This window comes from Paenibacillus ehimensis NBRC 15659 (genome assembly GCF_004000785.1).
In the GTDB taxonomy this organism is placed as follows: domain Bacteria; phylum Bacillota; class Bacilli; order Paenibacillales; family NBRC-103111; genus Paenibacillus_G; species Paenibacillus_G ehimensis.
The window spans coordinates 21200-39503 of the sequence record NZ_BILX01000021.1 but is presented as its reverse complement, the minus strand read 5'-3'; the positions used below and the strand labels follow the sequence as shown (position 1 = coordinate 39503).

General features: G+C 55.8%; 17 protein-coding genes. 14 read left to right on the top strand and 3 right to left on the bottom strand.

Annotation, left to right across the window (positions count from 1 at the left end; translation table 11 throughout):
* Nucleotides 1-5: 5 nt before the first annotated feature.
* A complete protein-coding gene (locus PEH01S_RS14330) occupies nt 6-668 on the bottom strand; it encodes a DUF1232 domain-containing protein (RefSeq protein ID WP_127486212.1) in 663 nt (220 codons plus the stop codon).
* A 131-nt stretch (nt 669-799) separates the two neighbouring features.
* Here PEH01S_RS14330 and ytaF point away from each other — a divergent pair, with 131 nt between their 5' ends.
* The gene (gene ytaF, locus PEH01S_RS14325; RefSeq protein WP_127486210.1) at nt 800-1435 is read left to right on the top strand and encodes a sporulation membrane protein YtaF; all 636 of its coding nucleotides are present in this window, start codon (nt 800-802) and stop codon (nt 1433-1435) included.
* Between the two features lie 131 nt (nt 1436-1566).
* Here ytaF and yfbR read toward each other — a convergent pair whose 3' ends face one another.
* A complete protein-coding gene (yfbR, locus tag PEH01S_RS14320; protein ID WP_025852638.1) occupies nt 1567-2148 on the bottom strand; it encodes a 5'-deoxynucleotidase in 582 nt (193 codons plus the stop codon).
* A 341-nt stretch (nt 2149-2489) separates the two neighbouring features.
* On the opposite strand from yfbR, the gene PEH01S_RS14315 reads away from it, so the two are divergent.
* From PEH01S_RS14315 to PEH01S_RS14285, 7 genes are all read left to right on the top strand, one after another.
* The gene (locus tag PEH01S_RS14315; RefSeq protein ID WP_025852634.1) at nt 2490-4025 is read left to right on the top strand and encodes a fumarate hydratase; all 1536 of its coding nucleotides are present in this window, start codon (nt 2490-2492) and stop codon (nt 4023-4025) included.
* 96 nt (nt 4026-4121) lie between these two features.
* Entirely contained in the window at nt 4122-5030 is a 909-nt protein-coding gene (locus PEH01S_RS14310; protein ID WP_246062923.1) for a bile acid:sodium symporter family protein, read from the top strand.
* A 61-nt stretch (nt 5031-5091) separates the two neighbouring features.
* On the top strand, nt 5092-6891 hold the full coding sequence (gene pnpS / locus PEH01S_RS14305) for a two-component system histidine kinase PnpS (RefSeq protein WP_025852630.1): 1800 nt from the start codon (nt 5092-5094) through the stop codon (nt 6889-6891).
* Nucleotides 6892-6987: 96 nt separating this feature from the next.
* Nucleotides 6988-7707 carry a response regulator transcription factor gene (locus PEH01S_RS14300; RefSeq protein WP_127486208.1) on the top strand — a complete coding sequence of 240 codons (720 nt, stop codon included), beginning with the start codon at nt 6988-6990 and terminating at the stop codon, nt 7705-7707.
* 95 nt (nt 7708-7802) lie between these two features.
* Nucleotides 7803-8249, top strand: coding sequence for an aminoacyl-tRNA deacylase (locus PEH01S_RS14295; protein WP_127486206.1), 447 nt, complete (start codon nt 7803-7805; stop codon nt 8247-8249).
* A 54-nt stretch (nt 8250-8303) separates the two neighbouring features.
* On the top strand, nt 8304-9293 hold the full coding sequence (locus tag PEH01S_RS14290; protein WP_127486204.1) for a Gfo/Idh/MocA family protein: 990 nt from the start codon (nt 8304-8306) through the stop codon (nt 9291-9293).
* 162 nt (nt 9294-9455) lie between these two features.
* The gene (locus PEH01S_RS14285; protein ID WP_127486202.1) at nt 9456-10538 is read left to right on the top strand and encodes a Gfo/Idh/MocA family protein; all 1083 of its coding nucleotides are present in this window, start codon (nt 9456-9458) and stop codon (nt 10536-10538) included.
* A 71-nt stretch (nt 10539-10609) separates the two neighbouring features.
* On the opposite strand, the gene PEH01S_RS14280 is transcribed toward PEH01S_RS14285, so the two are convergent.
* The gene (locus PEH01S_RS14280; RefSeq protein ID WP_127486200.1) at nt 10610-12556 is read right to left on the bottom strand and encodes a methyl-accepting chemotaxis protein; all 1947 of its coding nucleotides are present in this window, start codon (nt 12554-12556) and stop codon (nt 10610-10612) included.
* A gap of 211 nt (nt 12557-12767) precedes the next feature.
* Between PEH01S_RS14280 and PEH01S_RS14275 the strand changes: the two genes are divergently transcribed.
* From PEH01S_RS14275 to PEH01S_RS14250, 6 genes are all read left to right on the top strand, one after another.
* Nucleotides 12768-13697 carry a phosphate ABC transporter substrate-binding protein gene (locus PEH01S_RS14275; protein WP_025852617.1) on the top strand — a complete coding sequence of 310 codons (930 nt, stop codon included), beginning with the start codon at nt 12768-12770 and terminating at the stop codon, nt 13695-13697.
* Between the two features lie 196 nt (nt 13698-13893).
* Nucleotides 13894-14832, top strand: a complete 939-nt coding sequence (gene pstC, locus PEH01S_RS14270) for a phosphate ABC transporter permease subunit PstC (protein WP_127486198.1) — start codon at nt 13894-13896, stop codon at nt 14830-14832.
* Nucleotides 14829-15686, top strand: coding sequence for a phosphate ABC transporter permease PstA (pstA, locus tag PEH01S_RS14265; RefSeq protein ID WP_025852614.1), 858 nt, complete (start codon nt 14829-14831; stop codon nt 15684-15686). Before pstC ends, pstA begins: the two co-directional genes overlap by 4 nt.
* A gap of 2 nt (nt 15687-15688) precedes the next feature.
* Complete coding sequence (pstB, locus tag PEH01S_RS14260) at nt 15689-16477, top strand: phosphate ABC transporter ATP-binding protein PstB (RefSeq protein WP_127486196.1); 789 nt, start codon at nt 15689-15691, stop codon at nt 16475-16477.
* 36 nt (nt 16478-16513) lie between these two features.
* Complete coding sequence (gene phoU, locus PEH01S_RS14255; RefSeq protein ID WP_025852609.1) at nt 16514-17173, top strand: phosphate signaling complex protein PhoU; 660 nt, start codon at nt 16514-16516, stop codon at nt 17171-17173.
* Between the two features lie 168 nt (nt 17174-17341).
* On the top strand, nt 17342-18298 hold the full coding sequence (locus tag PEH01S_RS14250; protein ID WP_025852607.1) for an ABC transporter permease: 957 nt from the start codon (nt 17342-17344) through the stop codon (nt 18296-18298).
* Nucleotides 18299-18304 lie beyond the last annotated feature (6 nt).

Here is an 18304-nt window from a genome sequence, read left to right as displayed (position 1 = left end):
AGGCTTTACGGTTCCGGTTTATCCGCCGTTTGGGACAGCCGGCCGGTTACAATCTGTACGGCGATGGCATCGTCCAGATACCCCAAGGGAAAGACGTAATCGGGAATAATATCCGCGGATAAAATAAAGTAAAGCAGGGCGCTTCCGGCGATCGCGCGCCGCTCCGGCGTCGTATCGTCCCGGCAGTACAGCTCGTACAATTGCCTCAGCTCGTCGATAAAAGGCCCGGCGCCGTTGACGCTTTCCACCTTCGTGCGAAAATCGTCAAAGATGATCCGCTGCCCTTCTTCGGTCATCGCATATTGCTCGTATTTAGTCAATTCCTTCCCGACAAGCTCGGTGGTAAACTGCCGGTCGAACAGATTGGACGAGAGAAGGACATCCTTGATGCTCTCAACGGAGGCGTAAATATCCGAGTGGTGTTCTTCCTGGCGGGAGCCGACGTCGAATCCGGCCGCTTGAAACAGCTGCTCCGTCGGAACGCCGAGATGGACGGCGAACTGCTGCAGGTGGTCGGGCTTCGCCTGCTGCTTGCCGTTGGCGATGCGCGAGATCGTCGCCGTATCGATTCCGGTAAGCAGGCTCAGCTTGCGCATGGATATTGAGCGGCCTTTTAACAGCGCTTTTAAGGTTGCGCCCAGCTCCGGTTCTTTTTTCTTATCGGACATCGGTTATTCCTCCTGATGGCTTGTGTTGAGTAAGCATATTGAAAATTTCTCAACAATGTTGAGACGGATAGGCACGCTTTTGCCGAATTCTCAATATGATGCCAATATAAAGCGAAAAGGAGTGAAACAGCATGACATGGCTGCTTATCGTAGGCTTTGCCGTCTCGTCGAGTCTGGATAATTTGGGTGTCGGGCTATCGTATGGGATCCGGGGAATCCGCGTCGGCGTTTTGTCGAATCTGGTTATCGCCATGATTTGTTTTCTGTTCAGCGAAACGGGGATTTTGTTCGGACAGTGGCTTTCGAAGAGCCTTCCGGGAATGTTTCCGGTTGTGGCCGGTGCCTTCATTTTGACGGTCATCGGGCTGCGCATCGTGCTGCTGGCGATGCCGCGAAAGCATTCGGCGTCTCCCGAGGTAAAAGAAGACCGGTCGGGCAGCGCATCGTTAAAGGGCCTCCTGCAGCATCCCGAAAAGGCCGACAAGGATCGATCCGGCTCCATCGGGATCGGCGAATCCGTGGTTCTGGGGATCGCGCTTTCGGCGAATGCCGTCACGAACGGGTTGAGCGCAGGGTTGATGGGGCTGTCGCCGCTCGCCATCTCGCTGACGGCCGCGCAAGGAAGCTTCATGACGATCTGGGTCGGCGTCGTGATCGGCCGGAAAGCGGCGGGAATCCGCATCGGGTCTTTCACCTTGGGACAATTCGGCACGTTGATCAGCGGGGTGATCCTGCTTTTGATCGCATGCAACTCCCTATTCGACTGAGGGGGCTGCCCCCGGCTACTTGTCTTTACTATACTACGGGCTGCGGCTGCTTGTTATGACAGGAACGGAACGAAAGATAGGAGAAAAGCAGTCTGGCGCGGGGGACGCGTCGGACTGCTTTTTCGTTAGGGCTATAGTTCGTCGAGCGTCTTCTCCAGGCTCGGGGCCAAGTGCTGCAGAAAATAGTCCAGCTCGGGCATGTTCATCGCTTCAATCGATTGCTCGATTTGCTTCTTCGCCATAGCGAATTCTCGGTTGCCGGCGGACAGCTCGGATACGCATTTGAGGTAGGCGTCCAGAAGATCCGCGCCCTTGACGTATTTTTTCAGCTCGGGATCGGCATCCTTCTTCGCAACGATCAGCGGGTCGTACACGCTGCGCAGCGGTTCCGGGACCATGTCCAGCAGACGCTCGGCGGCAAGCTGCTCAATCTCGCGGAAGTTGGAAAGAATTTTCGGATTATGGTGCTTCACCGGCGTCGGAATGTCTCCCGTGAAAACCTCCGTCGCGTCGTGGAACAGCGCCATGCTCACGACCCGGTCCGTCGGCACCTGCTTGCCGTACACCTCGTTGGCAATCGTGCAGAGCACATGAGTCAGGATCGAGACGTGAAAAGAGTGCTCGGCGACGTTTTCCTTCAGCACGTTCCGCATGAGGCTCCAGCGCTCGATATACCGCAGCCGGTACAAATAAGCTAAAAAATGACTTTCCATCCATCATCATCCTAAGTTATGAATTCAGCTTCGGCTTCCTGTGCCATCGGTCAAGGCTTCCGTTTCGATCGTTTGGCGCAAGGCGATGCTTTGTACATTTGGATTATACACGATTTGTCCTCCGGCCGCCCGTTCTAAATCTTTCAGAGTGATGAAGATTTTATTGATTTTCCATGTCGGCGGTTTTGCAAAGCCGATCCTTGGGAACCGGGCTTTGCTCCCCTTCGGCATGGCGCAAAAACGCGGTGTTGGTCCCCGTCCGAATATGCTATTATAGATTTATGCGTTTCCATGTTATCAAGTATCGTTTTTGCGAAAAACGAAAGGAGTCCTTTGCCATCATGCAGCATTTTCAAGAGAGCATTTACCAATTGATCGTCGAAACGTCCACGAACCTTCCGGCCGACGTCCGGGAAGCGATTCAGGCCGCCCGTGCCCGGGAGGATGCGGGTACGCGCTCCGCGCTTTCGCTGTCCACGATTGCAGACAACATTCGGATGGCGGAGTGCAACGTGTCGCCGATCTGTCAGGATACGGGAATGCCGACGTTTATCGTTCATTGTCCGGTCGGCGCGAACCAGATCGAGATGAAGAAGCAGATTATCGCCGCCGTGGCTCAAGCGACGAAGGACAGCAAGCTGCGGACGAACTCCGTCGATTCGTTGACCGGCGCGAACAGCGGGGACAACATCGGCCCGGGTACCCCGGTCATCCACTTCGAGCAGTGGGAACGGAACGAAATCGAAGCGAAGCTGATCCTCAAGGGCGGCGGCTGTGAAAATAAAAACATTCAATACAGCCTGCCGACCGAGCTCGAAGGCCTCGGCAAAGCGGGCCGCGACCTCGACGGCATCCGCAAATGCATCATGCACGCGGTGTATCAAGCGCAAGGCCAAGGCTGTAGCGCCGGGTTCATCGGCGTAGGCATCGGCGGCGACCGGACGACCGGCTACGAGCTGGCGAAGCACCAGCTGTTCCGGGCCGCGGACGACGTCAATCCGAACGATGAGCTCCGCAAGCTGGAAGACTACATTATGGACAACGCCAACAAGCTCGGCATCGGGACGATGGGCTTCGGCGGTCAAGTGACGCTGCTGGGCTGCAAGGTCGGCGTCATGAACCGGCTGCCGGCCAGCTTTTTCGTATCCGTCGCGTACAACTGCTGGGCGTTCCGCCGGCAGGGCGTACTGCTCGATCCGGCAACGGGCGCAATCACGAAGTGGGTTTACCGCAAGGGCGAAGAGCTGCCGATGCAGAAGGACGAGCCGGCTGCCGCGTCCGGGTCGGGCGAGCGCCGCGAATTCGTGCTGCAGACGCCGATCTCCGAGGAGCAGATCCGCGAGCTCCGCGTCGGCGACGTCGTGATCATCAACGGACCGATGCACACGGGCCGCGACGCGCTGCACAAATATTTGATGGACCACGATTCTCCGGTTGATCTGAACGGCGCGGTCATCTATCACTGCGGGCCGGTTATGGCCAAGGATGCGGAAGGAAACTGGGTCGTGAAAGCGGCAGGCCCGACAACCAGTATCCGCGAGGAGCCTTACCAAGGCGACATCATCAAGAAGTTCGGCATCCGCGCGGTCATCGGCAAAGGCGGCATGGGCGCCAAGACGCTCAAAGCGCTGCAGGAGCACGGCGCGGTGTATTTGAACGCCATCGGCGGCGCGGCCCAATACTATGCGGAATGCTTTAAGAAAGTGGAAGGCGTCGACTTCATGGAATTCGGCATTCCGGAAGCGATGTGGCATCTCCAAACCGAAGGCTTTGCGGCCATCGTCACGATGGATTCCCACGGCAACAGCCTGCATGCCGACGTCGAGCAGGAGTCGCGCGAGAAGCTGGCCCAGTTCAAAGAGCCGGTGTTCGTATAAAGCCCGGCCATGGGATCATTCGGCATCAGGCTGAACGCCTGGATAGAAAAATATTTGTCCGTCATTGTCCCGGTATCGTTGATACTGGGGTTTCTTTTGTCTCATTATATGAATAGCTGGACGGCGGGGGTGCCGCTGCTGTTCGCTTATTTGACCTTCGTCATGGCGACCGGCTGCAGCCTCGGCCAAATCCGCGAAGCGTTCCGGATGCCGCTGCCGATGGCTCTGACGTTCGTGCTGTCGCATATCGTGGCGCCGGCGCTCGGGTATGCGATCGGCCGCACCGCCTTCGGAGCGGAATCGCCTTATGTGGTCGGGTTCGTCCTGTTCGCGATCATCCCGCTCGGGGTATCGTCCGTCATCTGGGTCGGACTGTCAAAGGGCCATGTGCCGCTCGCGCTGGCCATGATCGTGATCGATTCGGCCCTCAGCCCGTTCGTCATTCCCGCCGCGGTGGAGCTGCTCTTCGGCGAAGCGATCGCGTTCGACCACGCGAAGGTGATGCTGGATTTGGTGAAAATCATCGTGGTGCCGACGATTCTCGGCGTGCTCGTGAACGAGCTGTCCAAGCAGCGCTTCAAGAGCTGGTCGGCTCCCGTCTGCGGGCCGACCTCCAAGCTGGCGCTGGCCGTCGTAGTCATGATCAATGCTGCCGCGATCGAGCCGTATGTGGCGCAGATGAAGAGCGACATGATCGTCGTGATTCCGCTGGTCGTGCTGCTGGTGATCTTGTCGTATCTGATCGGCTTCGCAGGCTCGGTTTGGCTGCGCAAGCCCGATCTGGTCATTGCCATTACGTATTCGTCCGGCATGCGCAACATTTCGCTCGGGCTGGTGCTGGCGCTCGCTTATTTCGAGCCGCTCACCGCGGTGCCCGTCGTTCTGTCGATTTTGATCCAACAGCCGATGGCTACGCTCAATCATTGGTTGATGAAAACATATTGGCGCTCGTCCCTTTACACAAAATTAACTGGCGTTCCGCCGGCCGAACAAGTACGATATTGAGTAAAAATGTTTGTCGGGACCTTGGCGCCCGCGCAGCTCGCTTGGAGGGAAAACGCACCTTATGAAGATGTTCCGCGCCCGATTGACCTTGATTTTTATCGCTTTGATCGGCGCTTCCGTGCTGATGGCCGGTTTGTTCATGGCCCAAATGCTGCAGCAATCGTATATCGACTCGCTGAAAACGAATATGGAGCGGGAGCTGCGAATCATCCTCGCGACCATGGATTGGAGCCACCGGGGATCGGAGCCGGAGCTGATGAAGGAGTTCTCGGAACGAGCCGTCCGGCTGAAGCAGTTTGCCGACGCCCGGGTCACCTATATCCGCGGAGACGGCAAGGTTATGGCGGATTCGGATCACGATCCGGCGGAGATGGAGAATCACTTGAACCGCGAAGAGATCGAAGCTGCGGCAAGCTCGGGGAAGGTCGGCTACGCGAAGCGCTACAGCAGCACAATCGGTCAAAATATGCTCTACGTCGCGATTCCGGTGCAGCTGGGAGAGCGGACCGAAGGCTATTTGCGGCTTGCGATGAGTCTGGCGGAGGTCGAGCAGTCGATCCGCAAAGTATGGTACGTTCTGCTTGGCGGGCTGGTAGCAGTGTTCCTGCTGGCCGGTCTGATCAGCTACCGCGTCGCCTACGGCATTACGCGGCCGATCGAGCTGATTACGAGCGTCGCGCAGCAGATTACGGATATGAATTACAAGTACCGCGTCCGGCTCAACAAAAAAGACGAGATCGGGCAGCTGGGCCATGCCATCAACCGGATGGCAGACAGTCTGCAGCTGCAGATGAACCGCATTTTGGAGGATGAAAACCGGCTCAAGAGCGTGCTGGAGAACATGATCAGCGGGGTCATGATGATCGACCGGGAAGGCAAGATCGTGCTGCTGAACCGTTCGGCCGAGGACATCCTGGGCTTTTCCGCCCAAGAGCTCTTGGGGAAAAAATTCGATCAGGCCAAGCAGCAGTTCGAGTTTACCCAGCTGATTCAAGAGTGCATCGACGTGCGCGAGCATATCCGGGACGAAATGATTTTCTACTACCCCAGCGAGCGGATTCTGGAAATTAACCTGAGTCCGATATCGGATTCGAGCCAAGAATGGACGGGGCTGCTCATCGTGCTGCACGATATCACCGCCGTCCGGCGGTTGGAGCGGATGCGCAGCGAATTCGTCGCCAACGTGTCCCACGAGCTGAAGACGCCGATCGCCGCGGTCAAAGGCTTTGCCGAAACGCTGCTGGCCGGGGCGCTGAACGACAAGGAAACGGCGCGGTCGTTTCTCCAGATTATTTTCGACGAGAGCGAGCGGCTCAACCGGTTGATCGGCGACATTCTGGAGCTGTCCAAAATCGAATCGAAGCGCATTCCGCTGCAGTTCTCGCCAGTGCATCTGGAAACGTTCGTCGGTCATTGCGTCAATGTGATGCGGACCGAGGCGGCGAAAAAATCGATCGAGCTGGATATGCAGGTGCCCGAAGACATTTATATGGAAGCGGACGAGGACCGGCTGCGGCAGATTCTGATCAACCTGCTGTCCAACGGGATCAACTATACTCCGGAGGGCGGTAAAGTAAAAGTGCGGGTCGAGCAGCTGCTTGGCGCAACGTCGGAGGCGGCGGACGACAAGGTCCGGTTCACGATTGTCGATACCGGCATCGGCATTCCGAAGAAGGACCTGCCTCGCATCTTCGAGCGGTTTTACCGGGTGGACAAGGCGCGTTCCCGCAGCTCCGGGGGCACGGGACTTGGGCTGTCGATCGTCAAACATCTGGTGGAGCTGCACAAGGGCACGATCCGGGTCGAAAGCGAAGTCGGCGTGGGGACGAAGTTCGAGATCGATATGCCGATGATTCACTGAACGAAGGCCGATTGGGCTAAAAAACCATTTACCGTTTGTCAATAAATATAGGCTATGTTAAGCTTTAGATATAGAATAAAAGCCCGGGGGAGTAACATGCCGCAAAAAATTTTGGTTATTGAGGACGAGCCTACGCTGGCGAGGCTGTTGTCTTATAATCTTACGCAAGAAGGCTACGAAACCAAAGTGGTCGATCACGGAAGCGACGGATTGCAGGCAGCGCTGCAGCATCAGTTCGATCTCATCGTCCTGGACATCATGCTTCCCGGGATGAACGGCTTTGAGATTTTATCCAAGCTCCGGCAAAAAGGAAACAAAACGCCGGTGATCATTCTGACCGCCCGCAATGCCGAGGAAGAAGTGGTGCAGGGACTCAAATACGGAGCCGACGACTATATTACGAAGCCGTTCGGCGTGGCGGAGCTGTTGGCCCGGGTATCCGCCGTGCTGCGGCGGACGACGGCCGATGACGGCTTCCAGGAGAAGCCCGGTAGCGGGGAGAAAGTCATCACCGCGGGCGATCTGCATATTTACCCGGAAAAATACGAGGTGCTGCTCGGCGGTGAGTCGATTCCGCTTCGTCCGAAGGAGTTCGAAGTGCTGTTGTATCTTGTTCAGCGGCCGGGTGTCGTCGTTACACGGGACGATCTGATGAATATCGTCTGGGGCTTCGACTATATCGGCGGTCAGCGGACGGTGGACGTGCACGTGAGTTCCCTCCGCAAAAAGCTGGAAATGAACCAGCAGTCGGTGCAGATCGAATCGATTCGCGGCGTGGGCTACAAACTGGTCACTTCGGCAGGAAAAAAAGCATAGCATACGCAGCAGGGAGGAGGCAGCAGACAGTGCGCCTCCTTTTCTTTTGGCATAAGCGGACTTCGTTACGTTGATAGTGGAGGGGGAATCCATACGTGAACCGGATAACGTCATTTTTAGAGGAACGTCAGGCTTCGTTCGAGCTCTTGACTCACGAACGGCCCATTCGCTCGGCCAAGGAAGGTGCTGAATATTTCGGCATCGAGCCCGGGCAAACCGCGCCCGCATTAGTCCTTCGGTCTGGCGAGCAATATTGGTTGATGATTGTTTCCGGGGATCGGGGGCGGGTGGACTTGGAAGACCTATCGAAGCGGCTTGGCCGTCCGAGTCTGAAAATGGCGAACCCCCAAGAAGTGGAAAGGATTACAGGGTTTGCGGTGGGAGCTGTTCCTTTAGTCGGAATCTCGCTGCCTTGCATCATGGACCGGCGACTTTATCGCTATCCGCACATCTATGGAGGGGCCGGGGAACCAACCTCGACACTAAAGATCAGCCCTGGGGATGTGGAGAAATGGAATCAAGTCGTCGCTTGGATCGAATAGTGGCGATCCGATATCCATTTCCCGGGAAATAGGTCGAAAGGACGGGGTTAATCGATGTCAGATCGAATAAAATGGGGAGTTTTAGGTACGGGACGCATTATAGGCAAGGCCGGTATAGCGTTAAAAGAAGCGGAAAACGGCATATGGCACGGGGTGGCGGGAAGGACGAAAGAGAACGGCTGTTCTGCTGCCGAGCGCTTCGGTGTGCCTCATACTTATGAGAGCTATGAGGCTTTATTGCGCGATCCCGAGATTGATGCGGTATATATCGCGTTACTCAATCATCTGCATAAAGAATGGGCGGTGAAAGCGTGCGAAGCCGGAAAGCACGTGCTGCTGGAAAAGCCGTTTGCTTTAAGCGGGAGCGAGGCTAATGCGATTGCCGATGCCGCCCGAAAGCATAACGTACTGGTCCGGGAAGCTTTTGTGTGGAAATATTACCCCGGATTCGAGCAGATGCGCAGTTGGATCGTAGATGGCGCGATCGGGCAATGGGCCCGCTTTTACGGGCGCTTTTCGTTTGTGGCCGACGCGGCCAGCAGCCGCTGGCGCAAAGACTGGGGCGGCGGCGCGCTGTACGACATCGGCTGTTATCCCGTCGCATGGACGCGGTGCTTCACTGGGGAGGAGCCGATCGCCGCGGATGCGGCATTGGACCTGCATCCCCTGCATGGCGTGGACCGGCGGTTCGCGGGTACGCTCTATTTTGGCGAGGGACGTACGGCCCAACTGGATGCGGCGCTGGATCTGCCTCATGGGGCCGGCTTCGAATTATGGGGCACGAAGGGGAAGCTGCAGGTTGAGCTCGACGTGACGCCGGAGGAGCTGCGGATTCGCTGCCGGCTCGACAGCGGGTGCAAGGAATGGGTTACTGACCGGCTCACGCCGTTTCGCCTGCAGGCGGAGCGGTTCGCGGATGCGGTGCTGCGTCGGAAGCAGGGGCGTTCCGGGCACGACGATGGGGCTGAAGAAGCGCTCCGTCAAGCAAGGGTCATGGATGCGCTGTTCGAAGCGGCCCGTACCGAGCGCAGGGTGCGCGTATAGACGTCTTCCTTATAGGGAAGGCCGGATATCTAACGGGCGCAGCGATGACACAATCGCATATAACGAGCGCCAATTCCGAAATATCTTTTTGTCCGCAACTTGTCTATACTAAGGCTTGGGATTACGAATCAAACCGCGATTGACGAAGGAGGCGCCGTCTTCATGTCCAAAGTATACCGAATCGGAATTATCGGCTGCGGGGGTATTGCCAACGGCAAGCACATGCCTGCGCTGAAAAATCAACCTAACGCGGAAATGGTCGCATTTTGCGATATTATCGAAGAGCGGGCGCACGAGGCCGCAAGCAAGTTCGGAGCGCCGGGAGCGAAGGTGTACTCGGATTATAAACAGCTGCTGGCCGATACGACGCTCGATATCGTCCATATTTGTACGCCGAACGATTCCCACGCCGACATTACGATCGACGCCCTGGAATCCGGCAAGCACGTCATGTGCGAGAAGCCGATGGCCAAAACCGCAGCCGACGCCAGACGCATGGTGGAAGCGGCGAAGCGGACCGGCAAAAAGCTGACGATCGGCTATCAAAACCGTTTCCGCGCGGACAGCCAATATTTGAAGAAGGTTTGCGAGGAAGGCGAGCTTGGCGAAATTTATTACGCTAAAGCGCATGCGATTCGCCGCCGTGCAGTGCCGACCTGGGGCGTCTTCCTGGATGAAGAGAAGCAAGGCGGAGGCCCGCTGATCGATATCGGGACGCACGCGCTCGACTTGACGCTGTGGATGATGGACAATTACAAGCCGAAGGCCGTGCTCGGAACGGCGTTTCATAAGCTGTCGAAGAAAGCAAACGCTGCCAACGCCTGGGGCTCTTGGGACCCCGAGAAATTCACGGTCGAGGATTCCGCCTTCGGGATGATTACGATGCAGAACGGGGCGACGATCGTGCTCGAATCGAGCTGGGCGATCAATATGCTGCAGACCGGCGAAGCCAAAACGACGCTGTGCGGCACCGAGGGCGGCGCCGATATGTGGGACGGCTTGCGCATCAACGGCGAGAAGCACAGCCGCCTGTTCATGAACGAAATCCAACTGGATGCCAAAGGCGTCGATTTTTACGAAGGCAACGGCGAAAGCCCGGCCGATCTCGAAGCCCGCTTGTGGCTGGAAGCGATTGACAAGGATCTCGAGCCGGTCGTTACGCCGGAGCAGGCTTGTGTCGTATCGGAAATTCTCGAAGCGATCTACGAGTCTTCCCGTACCGGCAAAGCCGTCTATTTCGAATAAATGTATTTGGCCCCGGCTTCGCATTCGATGCGGAACCGGGGCTTTTTGTATGCCAGCCGAATTACTTGAAATCAAACCGGCTGCAGCTTCTTATCCTCTTCTGTACGGCGGGCGGCTTCGTCATCCTTGCGATCTGCCTGCTCCCGGGGCGCTGCTTGCGTCCCGGCATCAGCCGATGCCGAAGGTGCAACCCCGACCTCAATCGCTTGAACCGTCCCTTTGGCCTCGGGGCTCACCTCACGATCCCCCCGGTTTTCATCAATCTCTGGCGATACTGCGATCTCCGCTTCCTCCGCCTCAATGTCATCCATCTTGAACTTGTCGATTTCCTCGAACAACCGCCGCGACAACGAAAGCATGTCGTCCGCCTGCGAAGCGATGTGCCGAATAGCCGTATCCTGCTGATGCGACGAGGAATGGACCTCTTCCACGCCTGCCGCGGATTCCTCGGCGATGGCGGCAACATGCTGCACAGCTTCGACGAGCTGGCCGTTCTTCTCCTGCGCAGCGGTGATCAGCTCGTGAATTTGGCCGATGTGACCGGAAAGCTCGTCCATCGAGGAACGAATCGAGCTGAACGCTTCCATGCTTTCGTCCATTTTCCCGTTCTGCTCGTCAAACGAGCGGCGGGCCTCCGCGAACGAGGCTTCCATCTCGCTCATTTGGATCTGCAGCGACTTGACGATCAGTCCGATCATCTTGGACGATTCGGCCGTTTGCGAAGAGAGCTGGCGGACCTCCTCCGCGATGACGGAGAAGCCTTTGCCGTGTTCCCCGGCCCGCGCCGCTTCGATAGACGCATTGAGCGCAAGCACGTTGGTCTGAGTGGCGATTTCCGTAATCGTGCCGACAATTTTGCCGATGTGCGCCGAGCTTTGCGACAAGGTTTCCATCGCGGCGGTTACCTGCCGGAGAACGTCTCCCGACCGGTCGACCGACTGCCTGAGCGCTTCCATCGACCGGGAGCCGGTGTGGGTATTGAATGCGGCTTCCCGGCTTTTTCGCTGCATCGTATCCGTATATTCGTTGATTTTGCGAATTTCCTCGGCCAAGCCGGTGATGAGATAGGCGCTGTGCTCGGAGTAATGGGCTTGCTGCTCTGCCCCGGCGGAGATGTCCTGGATCGAACGGAGAATATCTTGATTGGCGGCTGCCGTCGACCCCGAGAATTCGCGGAACGAAAGCGAATGCCCGGCTAAAGAAGCGGCGATCTGCTTCGTGCTGTGCAGCATGCCCCGCACTTGATCGACCATATGATCGAAGCTTTGGCTGAGCAGCCCGAGCTCGTCGCGGGAGCGGCTCCCGATTTTGTGCCGCAGATCTCCGTCCGCGATTCGCCCCACGGCATGCTGGAGCCGGCGGATCTGTCCGGTGAACGAGCGGATCACAAGAACGCCGATCGCAGTCACGCCTACCGCTACCAACGCGAACGCGGCGATCATGACGGCAACGGTTTTGTCCAAGCTGTCCTGCGTCGCCCTTACCGCATCGGCGGCATCCTTTGCATACGAGACATAGAATTGATCGACATATGTGAAAATTTCGCCCATAATCCGCTGCGACTCGTTATACAAATATTCCATGTTTTTATCGACGTCCGTTTTTGTCAAGGCTTTGTCCTGTACGACCTTGGCCGCCACGTCGAACGTATTCGTATATTCTCCGGTAAGCAGAATAAGCTTGCTCCGCCAGACGGATTTTTCATCCGTATCGGCCGTTTCGCCGATTCGCTTGACCATTTGATCGTACAGCTTTCTTTTTTCATTATATTTGGGGATATAGTCCGGGTTCTTCGAGATTTCCAAGCCGGAGGCGATAATGTTCAGCTCCTGAACCATTTCCTTCAATTCAAGCGCCATCAGCTTGAGCTCCACCTTCTCGTTTTGAACGCTCAACTGGTTTTTGATCCGCTGCATCTGGTTTACATTAAATAAGGCAACGCCCAAAAACAAGACCACCATAGCCGACAAACCGGCGATCAGCTTCTGTCTAAGCGTCATCGCGCCTGCTAGTTTCATAGAAACCCTCCACTCTTTCTTTCTAGTTAATCCCGATTCTGATGCCAGTGTAGGACTAAAGTATTAATAGAAAAACGGAAGTTTGTAAAACGATTGTTAACTTTTAGCAGATTTAAACTTTTACATTCCGTTTACGTTCCGATGGTTTTCACTTAACAATTGGTTGGTACGATGTCCTAGTAAACAAAAAACAAAGGGAGGACATGCTGAAATGTTGAAGCAGCTGTCAAAAAAAGGTTTAAGCTTGGCCATGGTTTCGATCTTAATGTTGGGGGTACTTTCCGCTTGCGGGACGAAGACAGAACCGGCGCCGAATAATTCGGCAGCAGGTGGAGACAAAACGGCAACAACAGGAGACAAAAAACCGGCGGAGCAACCGGCCAAGACAGAAGAGATCACCGGCACGGTAACGGCTTCCGGCTCCAGCGCCCTGCTCCCGCTCGTTAAAGCGGCTGCGGACGAGTTCATGAAGAAAAACCCGAAAGTCACGATCAACCCGACCGCCGGCGGTTCCGGTACAGGTCTTAAAAACGTAGCGGACGGCACGTCCGATATCGGCAACTCCGACATCGAAGCCGGCCCGGAATATAAAGACAAAGGCCTTGTCGACCACATTGTAGCGATTGCGCCTTTTGCCATCATCGTGAACAAAGACGTAACGATCGACAACTTGACGAAAGCTCAAGCAGCCGACATTTTCACCGGTAAAATCACGAACTGGAAAGAAGTTGGCGGCAAGGATCAAAAAATTACGATCGTTCACCGTCCGGACAGCTCCGGTTCCCGTGCGCTCGTGAAGAAAATCGTTCTGGACGGCAAGGACTTCACGAAAGACGGCGTGACGCAAGAATCCAGCGGCGCTATGGCGACGACCGTCAGCCAAACGACCGGCGCGATCGGTTATGTCGATACGCCTTATGTTAGCGACAAGCTGAAAGCTCTGAAATTCGAAGGCGTGGCATTCAGCAAAGAGACGATCAAAGAAGGCAAATACCCGCTGTACGGCATTGAGCATATGTACACCAAAGGTGAAGCTAAAGGCGCAACGAAAGCATTTATCGATTACATCATGAGCCCGGAATTCCAAGACAAAAAAGTCGAGGAGCTCAAGTTCCTTCCGGCCAGCCTGTTGAAAAAATAACGGTTGAAGTCATCTACACGAGAGCAGCGGCATAAGTCGCTGCTCTTTTTATGTCTAAGGCTGCCGATTTGTCGAAACCGGCGCAATTTTTACATTACCTTAACAATTCTCATGTTTTGTTATTACATTCGTCCTCTATGATGGTCTAGAGCATAGGAACATGAGAGGAACTATTCGAACCAGGGGGTAATAGCTGATGAATTCATTTGCCGATCAGCTGACGGAAAGTGTGAACGAAGAGCGGAAGGAGCATCGGATGAACCGCTGGACGAGAGGGCAGAACAGAAACGACCAAGTGATGCGATGGATATTTATAGGAAGCGCCTCGCTCGTGACGTTCATCATCTTTTCCGTGATCGTCTTCGTCGGTTGGCAAGGAGTCAAGACCTTTTCGGGAGTGACGCCGGTCGAGTTCTTTTTCTCGACGGAGTGGACCCCGTCGCAAAATAAATTCGGCGCGTTCTCATTTCTGTACAGCACGCTGCTGCTGACTTTATTGTCGGTGCTGCTGTCGGTCCCTCTCGCGCTGTCGGGTGCGGTCTTTATGGCCAAAATTGCGCCCAAGTGGGTGCGTGAAATTCTTCGTCCGGCAACCGATTTATTCGTCGGGATTCCGTCGGTCGTCTACGGCTTGATCGGTCTTACGGTCATTGTTCCGTTTCTCGGCAAGTTCAATGAGGGGTTCGGCTACGGGATTTTGCCGGCGGCTATCATTCTGGCGATCATGATTCTGCCTACGATACTGTCCATCTCCGAGGACGCGATCCGCGCGCTGCCCGGCCGGTTGGAAGAGGCTTCGCTCGCGCTCGGCGCAACGCGCTGGCAGACGATATGGCGCGTGCTTATCCCTGCGGCCCGGCCCGGCATTCTGACCGGAATCATTCTCGGGATGGGACGGGCCATCGGAGAAACGATGGCCGTGTTCATGGTCATCGGCAACTCGCCGCAGATGCCGGATTCGCTGCTCAGCTCCGCAACGGTGCTGACGACGGCGATTGTCAAGGATATGGGGAACACCCATTACGGCAGCACGTGGAACAACGCTTTGTTCCTGATGGCTCTTGTGCTGCTTCTGGTCTCGTTGGCCTTGATCCTGATCATTCGTATTGTCGCAAAGAGGAGTGAAGTGAAATGACGAGCAAAACGACAGACCGGATCGCCACGCTCTACTTTTGGGCAACGGGTGTTGTTATTATTCTGATTCTGGCCTGGTTTTTATTCCGGATCTTAGGCGACGGCTTGCCGATGCTGAATTGGAATTTCATTACCGGCAAGCCTTCGGAGATTATGGCCGGCGGCGGCGTAGGACCGCAGCTGTTCAACTCCTTCTATATTTTGTTCTTGTCTCTGCTGTTCTCGGTGCCGATTGGTGTCGGCGCCGGCGTGTATCTGGCCATTTATGCGAAGAAGAGCCGGTTTACGGACATCGTTCGCGTCTCGGTCGAAGCTTTGTCTTCCGTGCCGTCGATCGTCTTCGGTTTGTTCGGCTTCCTGTTGTTCGTCAACTGGATGGGTCTCAAATTTTCCATCATCGGCGGGGCGATCACCTTGTCGCTGCTTAATCTGCCCGTTCTTGTGCGGGTAACGGAAGAAGCGATCCGCTCCGTGCCGGAATCGTACTGGGAAGCGTCGCTTGCGCTCGGCTCCACCCGCTGGCAGGCGATCCGCAAGGTGCTGCTCCCGGCTTCGCTGCCTAGCTTAATTACGGGGATCACGCTCGTCGCAGGCCGCGCCCTCGGGGAATCGGCCATCCTGATCTATACGGCGGGACTGTCGGTATCGCGCTTCTTCCCGGACTTCAATCCGCTCAGCATGGGCGAGACGCTGTCCGTTCATCTGTGGTATGTCCAATCCGAAGCGATCGTGCCGGACGCCCAGGACATTGCCAAAGGCTCCGCCGCGCTGCTGTTGGTCGTCGTGTTGATCTTTAACCTGTTAATCGGTATTCCAAGCCGTATGCTGCAGAAAAAATTGTCCGGAGGGAAATGACTATGGCGACAGCGAGTGCAATCGCGAATCCGAAGGTTGCGAATAAAATCAAAGTGGAGCAATTAAATTTATATTACGGCGAAAATCATGCGCTTCATAACATCGGGCTGACGATCGAGAGCAATTCCATCGTCGCGTTGATCGGCCCTTCCGGCTGCGGGAAATCGACCTTTCTGCGCACCTTGAACCGGATGAACGATCTGATCGACAACGTGCGCATCACCGGCGACATCTATGTGGACGGCCAAAATATTTACGGCCCGGAGACGGACGTCGTGTCCCTGCGCAAGAAGGTTGGCATGGTGTTTCAGCGTCCGAACCCGTTTCCGATGAGCATTTACGACAACATCGCTTACGGCCCGCGGATTCACGGCACGAAGAAAAAAGCCGTGCTCGACGAGATCGTCGAACGCAGCCTGGTGCAGGCCGCCCTGTGGGACGAGGTCAAGGACCGCTTGAACAAATCGGCGCTCGGCCTCTCCGGCGGTCAGCAGCAGCGCTTGTGCATTGCGCGTCTGCTTGCGGTCGAGCCGGATGTGCTGCTGATGGATGAGCCGACGTCCGCGCTCGATCCGATCTCGACGCTGAAGGTCGAAGAGCTGACGCAAGTATTGAAGGAAAAATATACGATCATCATCGTTACGCATAACATGCAGCAAGCGGCCCGGATTTCCGACTATACTTCTTTCTTCCTGAACGGCGTGCTGGTCGAGTCGGACAAAACGGACAAAATTTTTACTACGCCTTCCGACCAACGGACGGAAGATTATATTACGGGACGGTTCGGATAAGTTCCGCAGCCGTTCGGACAAAGGAGCGCTTAATTCGTGGATAACCGGATCAATTTTCACCAATCGCTGGACCTGCTTCAAAAAGACCTGCTCGACATGGGCAACGACGTGGCGAGGCTTATCCGTCAAGCCGTCGAAGCACTTGCGCGGCTGGATGAGGGCTTGGCCCGGCAAACGATCGAAGAGGACGATCGGATCGACGAGATGACGGCCAGAATCGAAGAGGATTCGCTGCGGCTGATCGCGCTGCAGCAGCCGATGGCCAGCGATCTGCGGATTATCAGCATGGCGCTGAAGATTGCCACCGATCTGGAACGCATTGCGGACCATGCCGTCGACATCGCTAAAATTTGCATCCGGTTGAACGGCCAAGAGCTGGTGAAGCCGCTCGAAGACATTCCGCGTATGGCGGAGCTGACCCAGAATATGCTGCAGGAAAGCTTGCTGGCTTATACCGAACGCGACGTTCACCGGGCGGCGGCGCTGGCCGAGAAGGACGACGAAGTCGACAAGCTGTACAGCGTCATCGTGAACGACCTCATCATGCTGATGGGCACCGATTTTGCCAAAAACCGTCAGTTGTCCCAGCTGATGCTGGCTGCCCATTTCCTCGAACGCGTCGCCGATCATTCGACGAATATCGGAGAAGGCGTGATCTTTATGGTCACAGGCAAACGTAAAGATTTGAACGTATAGCGGATACCGAACGGCTCCGGCCGGAGTCCCGCCGCGCGCTTCCAACCAAGCGCGGGCGGGACTTTTTGCTTTTTGGCCATCGTAAAAAAACACAGCTTCCGTGCAACTTTCTCCATTTGAAACGAATGCCCCTCATAGTAAGATCGAACCATAAAGGAGGAATGCAGCATGGAAGCCAAGCTCGAGAGGGCGGTTCGCACCGGGGTTAAACCGTCAAAGGCACGGGAAACGTGGAGGCTGATGAAGAAGTACAAGGCCATTTATTTTCTTTCGCTGCCCAGCATTTTATATTTCGTCGTATTCAAATACGTTCCCTTAATGGGCTCGGTCATGGCGTTTCAGAACTACAACATTTTTAAGGGGATACTGGGGAGTCCGTGGGTTGGTCTTGAAAATTTCCAGCGGATGTTCGCCTACGACGAATTTTTGCGAATTTTAAAAAACACGATTTTGATCGGCTTTTACGATTTGATCTTCGCTTTCCCGTTTCCGATCGTGCTGGCGCTGCTCCTGAATGAAATGCGGCTGCTCATGTATAAGCGGATTATTCAGACGGTGGTGTACATGCCGCACTTCCTGTCGTGGGTCATCGTTGGCGGGATTGCGATCGGCATTTTGTCTCCGACGACGGGAGTCGTCAATCATGTGCTCGGCTTGTTCGGAATCGACCCGATTTATTTTTTGGGCGAAGATTCCTATATCCGCAGCATCCTGGTCGGCTCGGGCATGTGGAAGGACAGCGGCTGGGGGACGATCGTCTATTTGGCGGCGCTGGCCGGGGTCAATCCGGAAATGTACGAGGCGGCCGTTATGGACGGCGCGAACCGCTGGCGGCAGACGATATCGATCACGATTCCGACGATTATGCCGACCATCGTCATCTTGTTCCTGCTGCATATCGGCAATTTTCTCGACTTCGGGTTCGAGCGGGTCTATGTGTTCCTCAACTCGCTGAACGAAGGGTCGGGGGATATTATGGATACTTACATTTACCGTGTCGGCTTGGTGGGGCGCCAATACAGCTTCACGACCGCCATCGGGCTGTTCAAATCGGTCGTCGGGCTGGCGCTGATCATGCTCGGCAACGCGCTGAGCCGCAAAGCTACAGGACAAGGACTCTATTAGGCGGGT

What these genes read in the sequence shown, in the direction of transcription:
- PEH01S_RS14330 (WP_127486212.1), bottom strand. Translation starts at nt 668, where the DNA reads ATGTCCGATAAGAAAAAAGAACCGGAGCTGGGCGCAACCTTAAAAGCG.
- ytaF (WP_127486210.1), top strand. Translation starts at nt 800, where the DNA reads ATGACATGGCTGCTTATCGTAGGCTTTGCCGTCTCGTCGAGTCTGGAT.
- yfbR (WP_025852638.1), bottom strand. Translation starts at nt 2,148, where the DNA reads ATGGAAAGTCATTTTTTAGCTTATTTGTACCGGCTGCGGTATATCGAG.
- PEH01S_RS14315 (WP_025852634.1), top strand. Translation starts at nt 2,490, where the DNA reads ATGCAGCATTTTCAAGAGAGCATTTACCAATTGATCGTCGAAACGTCC.
- pnpS (WP_025852630.1), top strand. Translation starts at nt 5,092, where the DNA reads ATGAAGATGTTCCGCGCCCGATTGACCTTGATTTTTATCGCTTTGATC.
- PEH01S_RS14300 (WP_127486208.1), top strand. Translation starts at nt 6,988, where the DNA reads ATGCCGCAAAAAATTTTGGTTATTGAGGACGAGCCTACGCTGGCGAGG.
- PEH01S_RS14290 (WP_127486204.1), top strand. Translation starts at nt 8,304, where the DNA reads ATGTCAGATCGAATAAAATGGGGAGTTTTAGGTACGGGACGCATTATA.
- PEH01S_RS14285 (WP_127486202.1), top strand. Translation starts at nt 9,456, where the DNA reads ATGTCCAAAGTATACCGAATCGGAATTATCGGCTGCGGGGGTATTGCC.
- PEH01S_RS14280 (WP_127486200.1), bottom strand. Translation starts at nt 12,556, where the DNA reads ATGAAACTAGCAGGCGCGATGACGCTTAGACAGAAGCTGATCGCCGGT.
- PEH01S_RS14275 (WP_025852617.1), top strand. Translation starts at nt 12,768, where the DNA reads ATGTTGAAGCAGCTGTCAAAAAAAGGTTTAAGCTTGGCCATGGTTTCG.
- pstC (WP_127486198.1), top strand. Translation starts at nt 13,894, where the DNA reads ATGAATTCATTTGCCGATCAGCTGACGGAAAGTGTGAACGAAGAGCGG.
- pstA (WP_025852614.1), top strand. Translation starts at nt 14,829, where the DNA reads ATGACGAGCAAAACGACAGACCGGATCGCCACGCTCTACTTTTGGGCA.
- pstB (WP_127486196.1), top strand. Translation starts at nt 15,689, where the DNA reads ATGGCGACAGCGAGTGCAATCGCGAATCCGAAGGTTGCGAATAAAATC.
- PEH01S_RS14250 (WP_025852607.1), top strand. Translation starts at nt 17,342, where the DNA reads ATGGAAGCCAAGCTCGAGAGGGCGGTTCGCACCGGGGTTAAACCGTCA.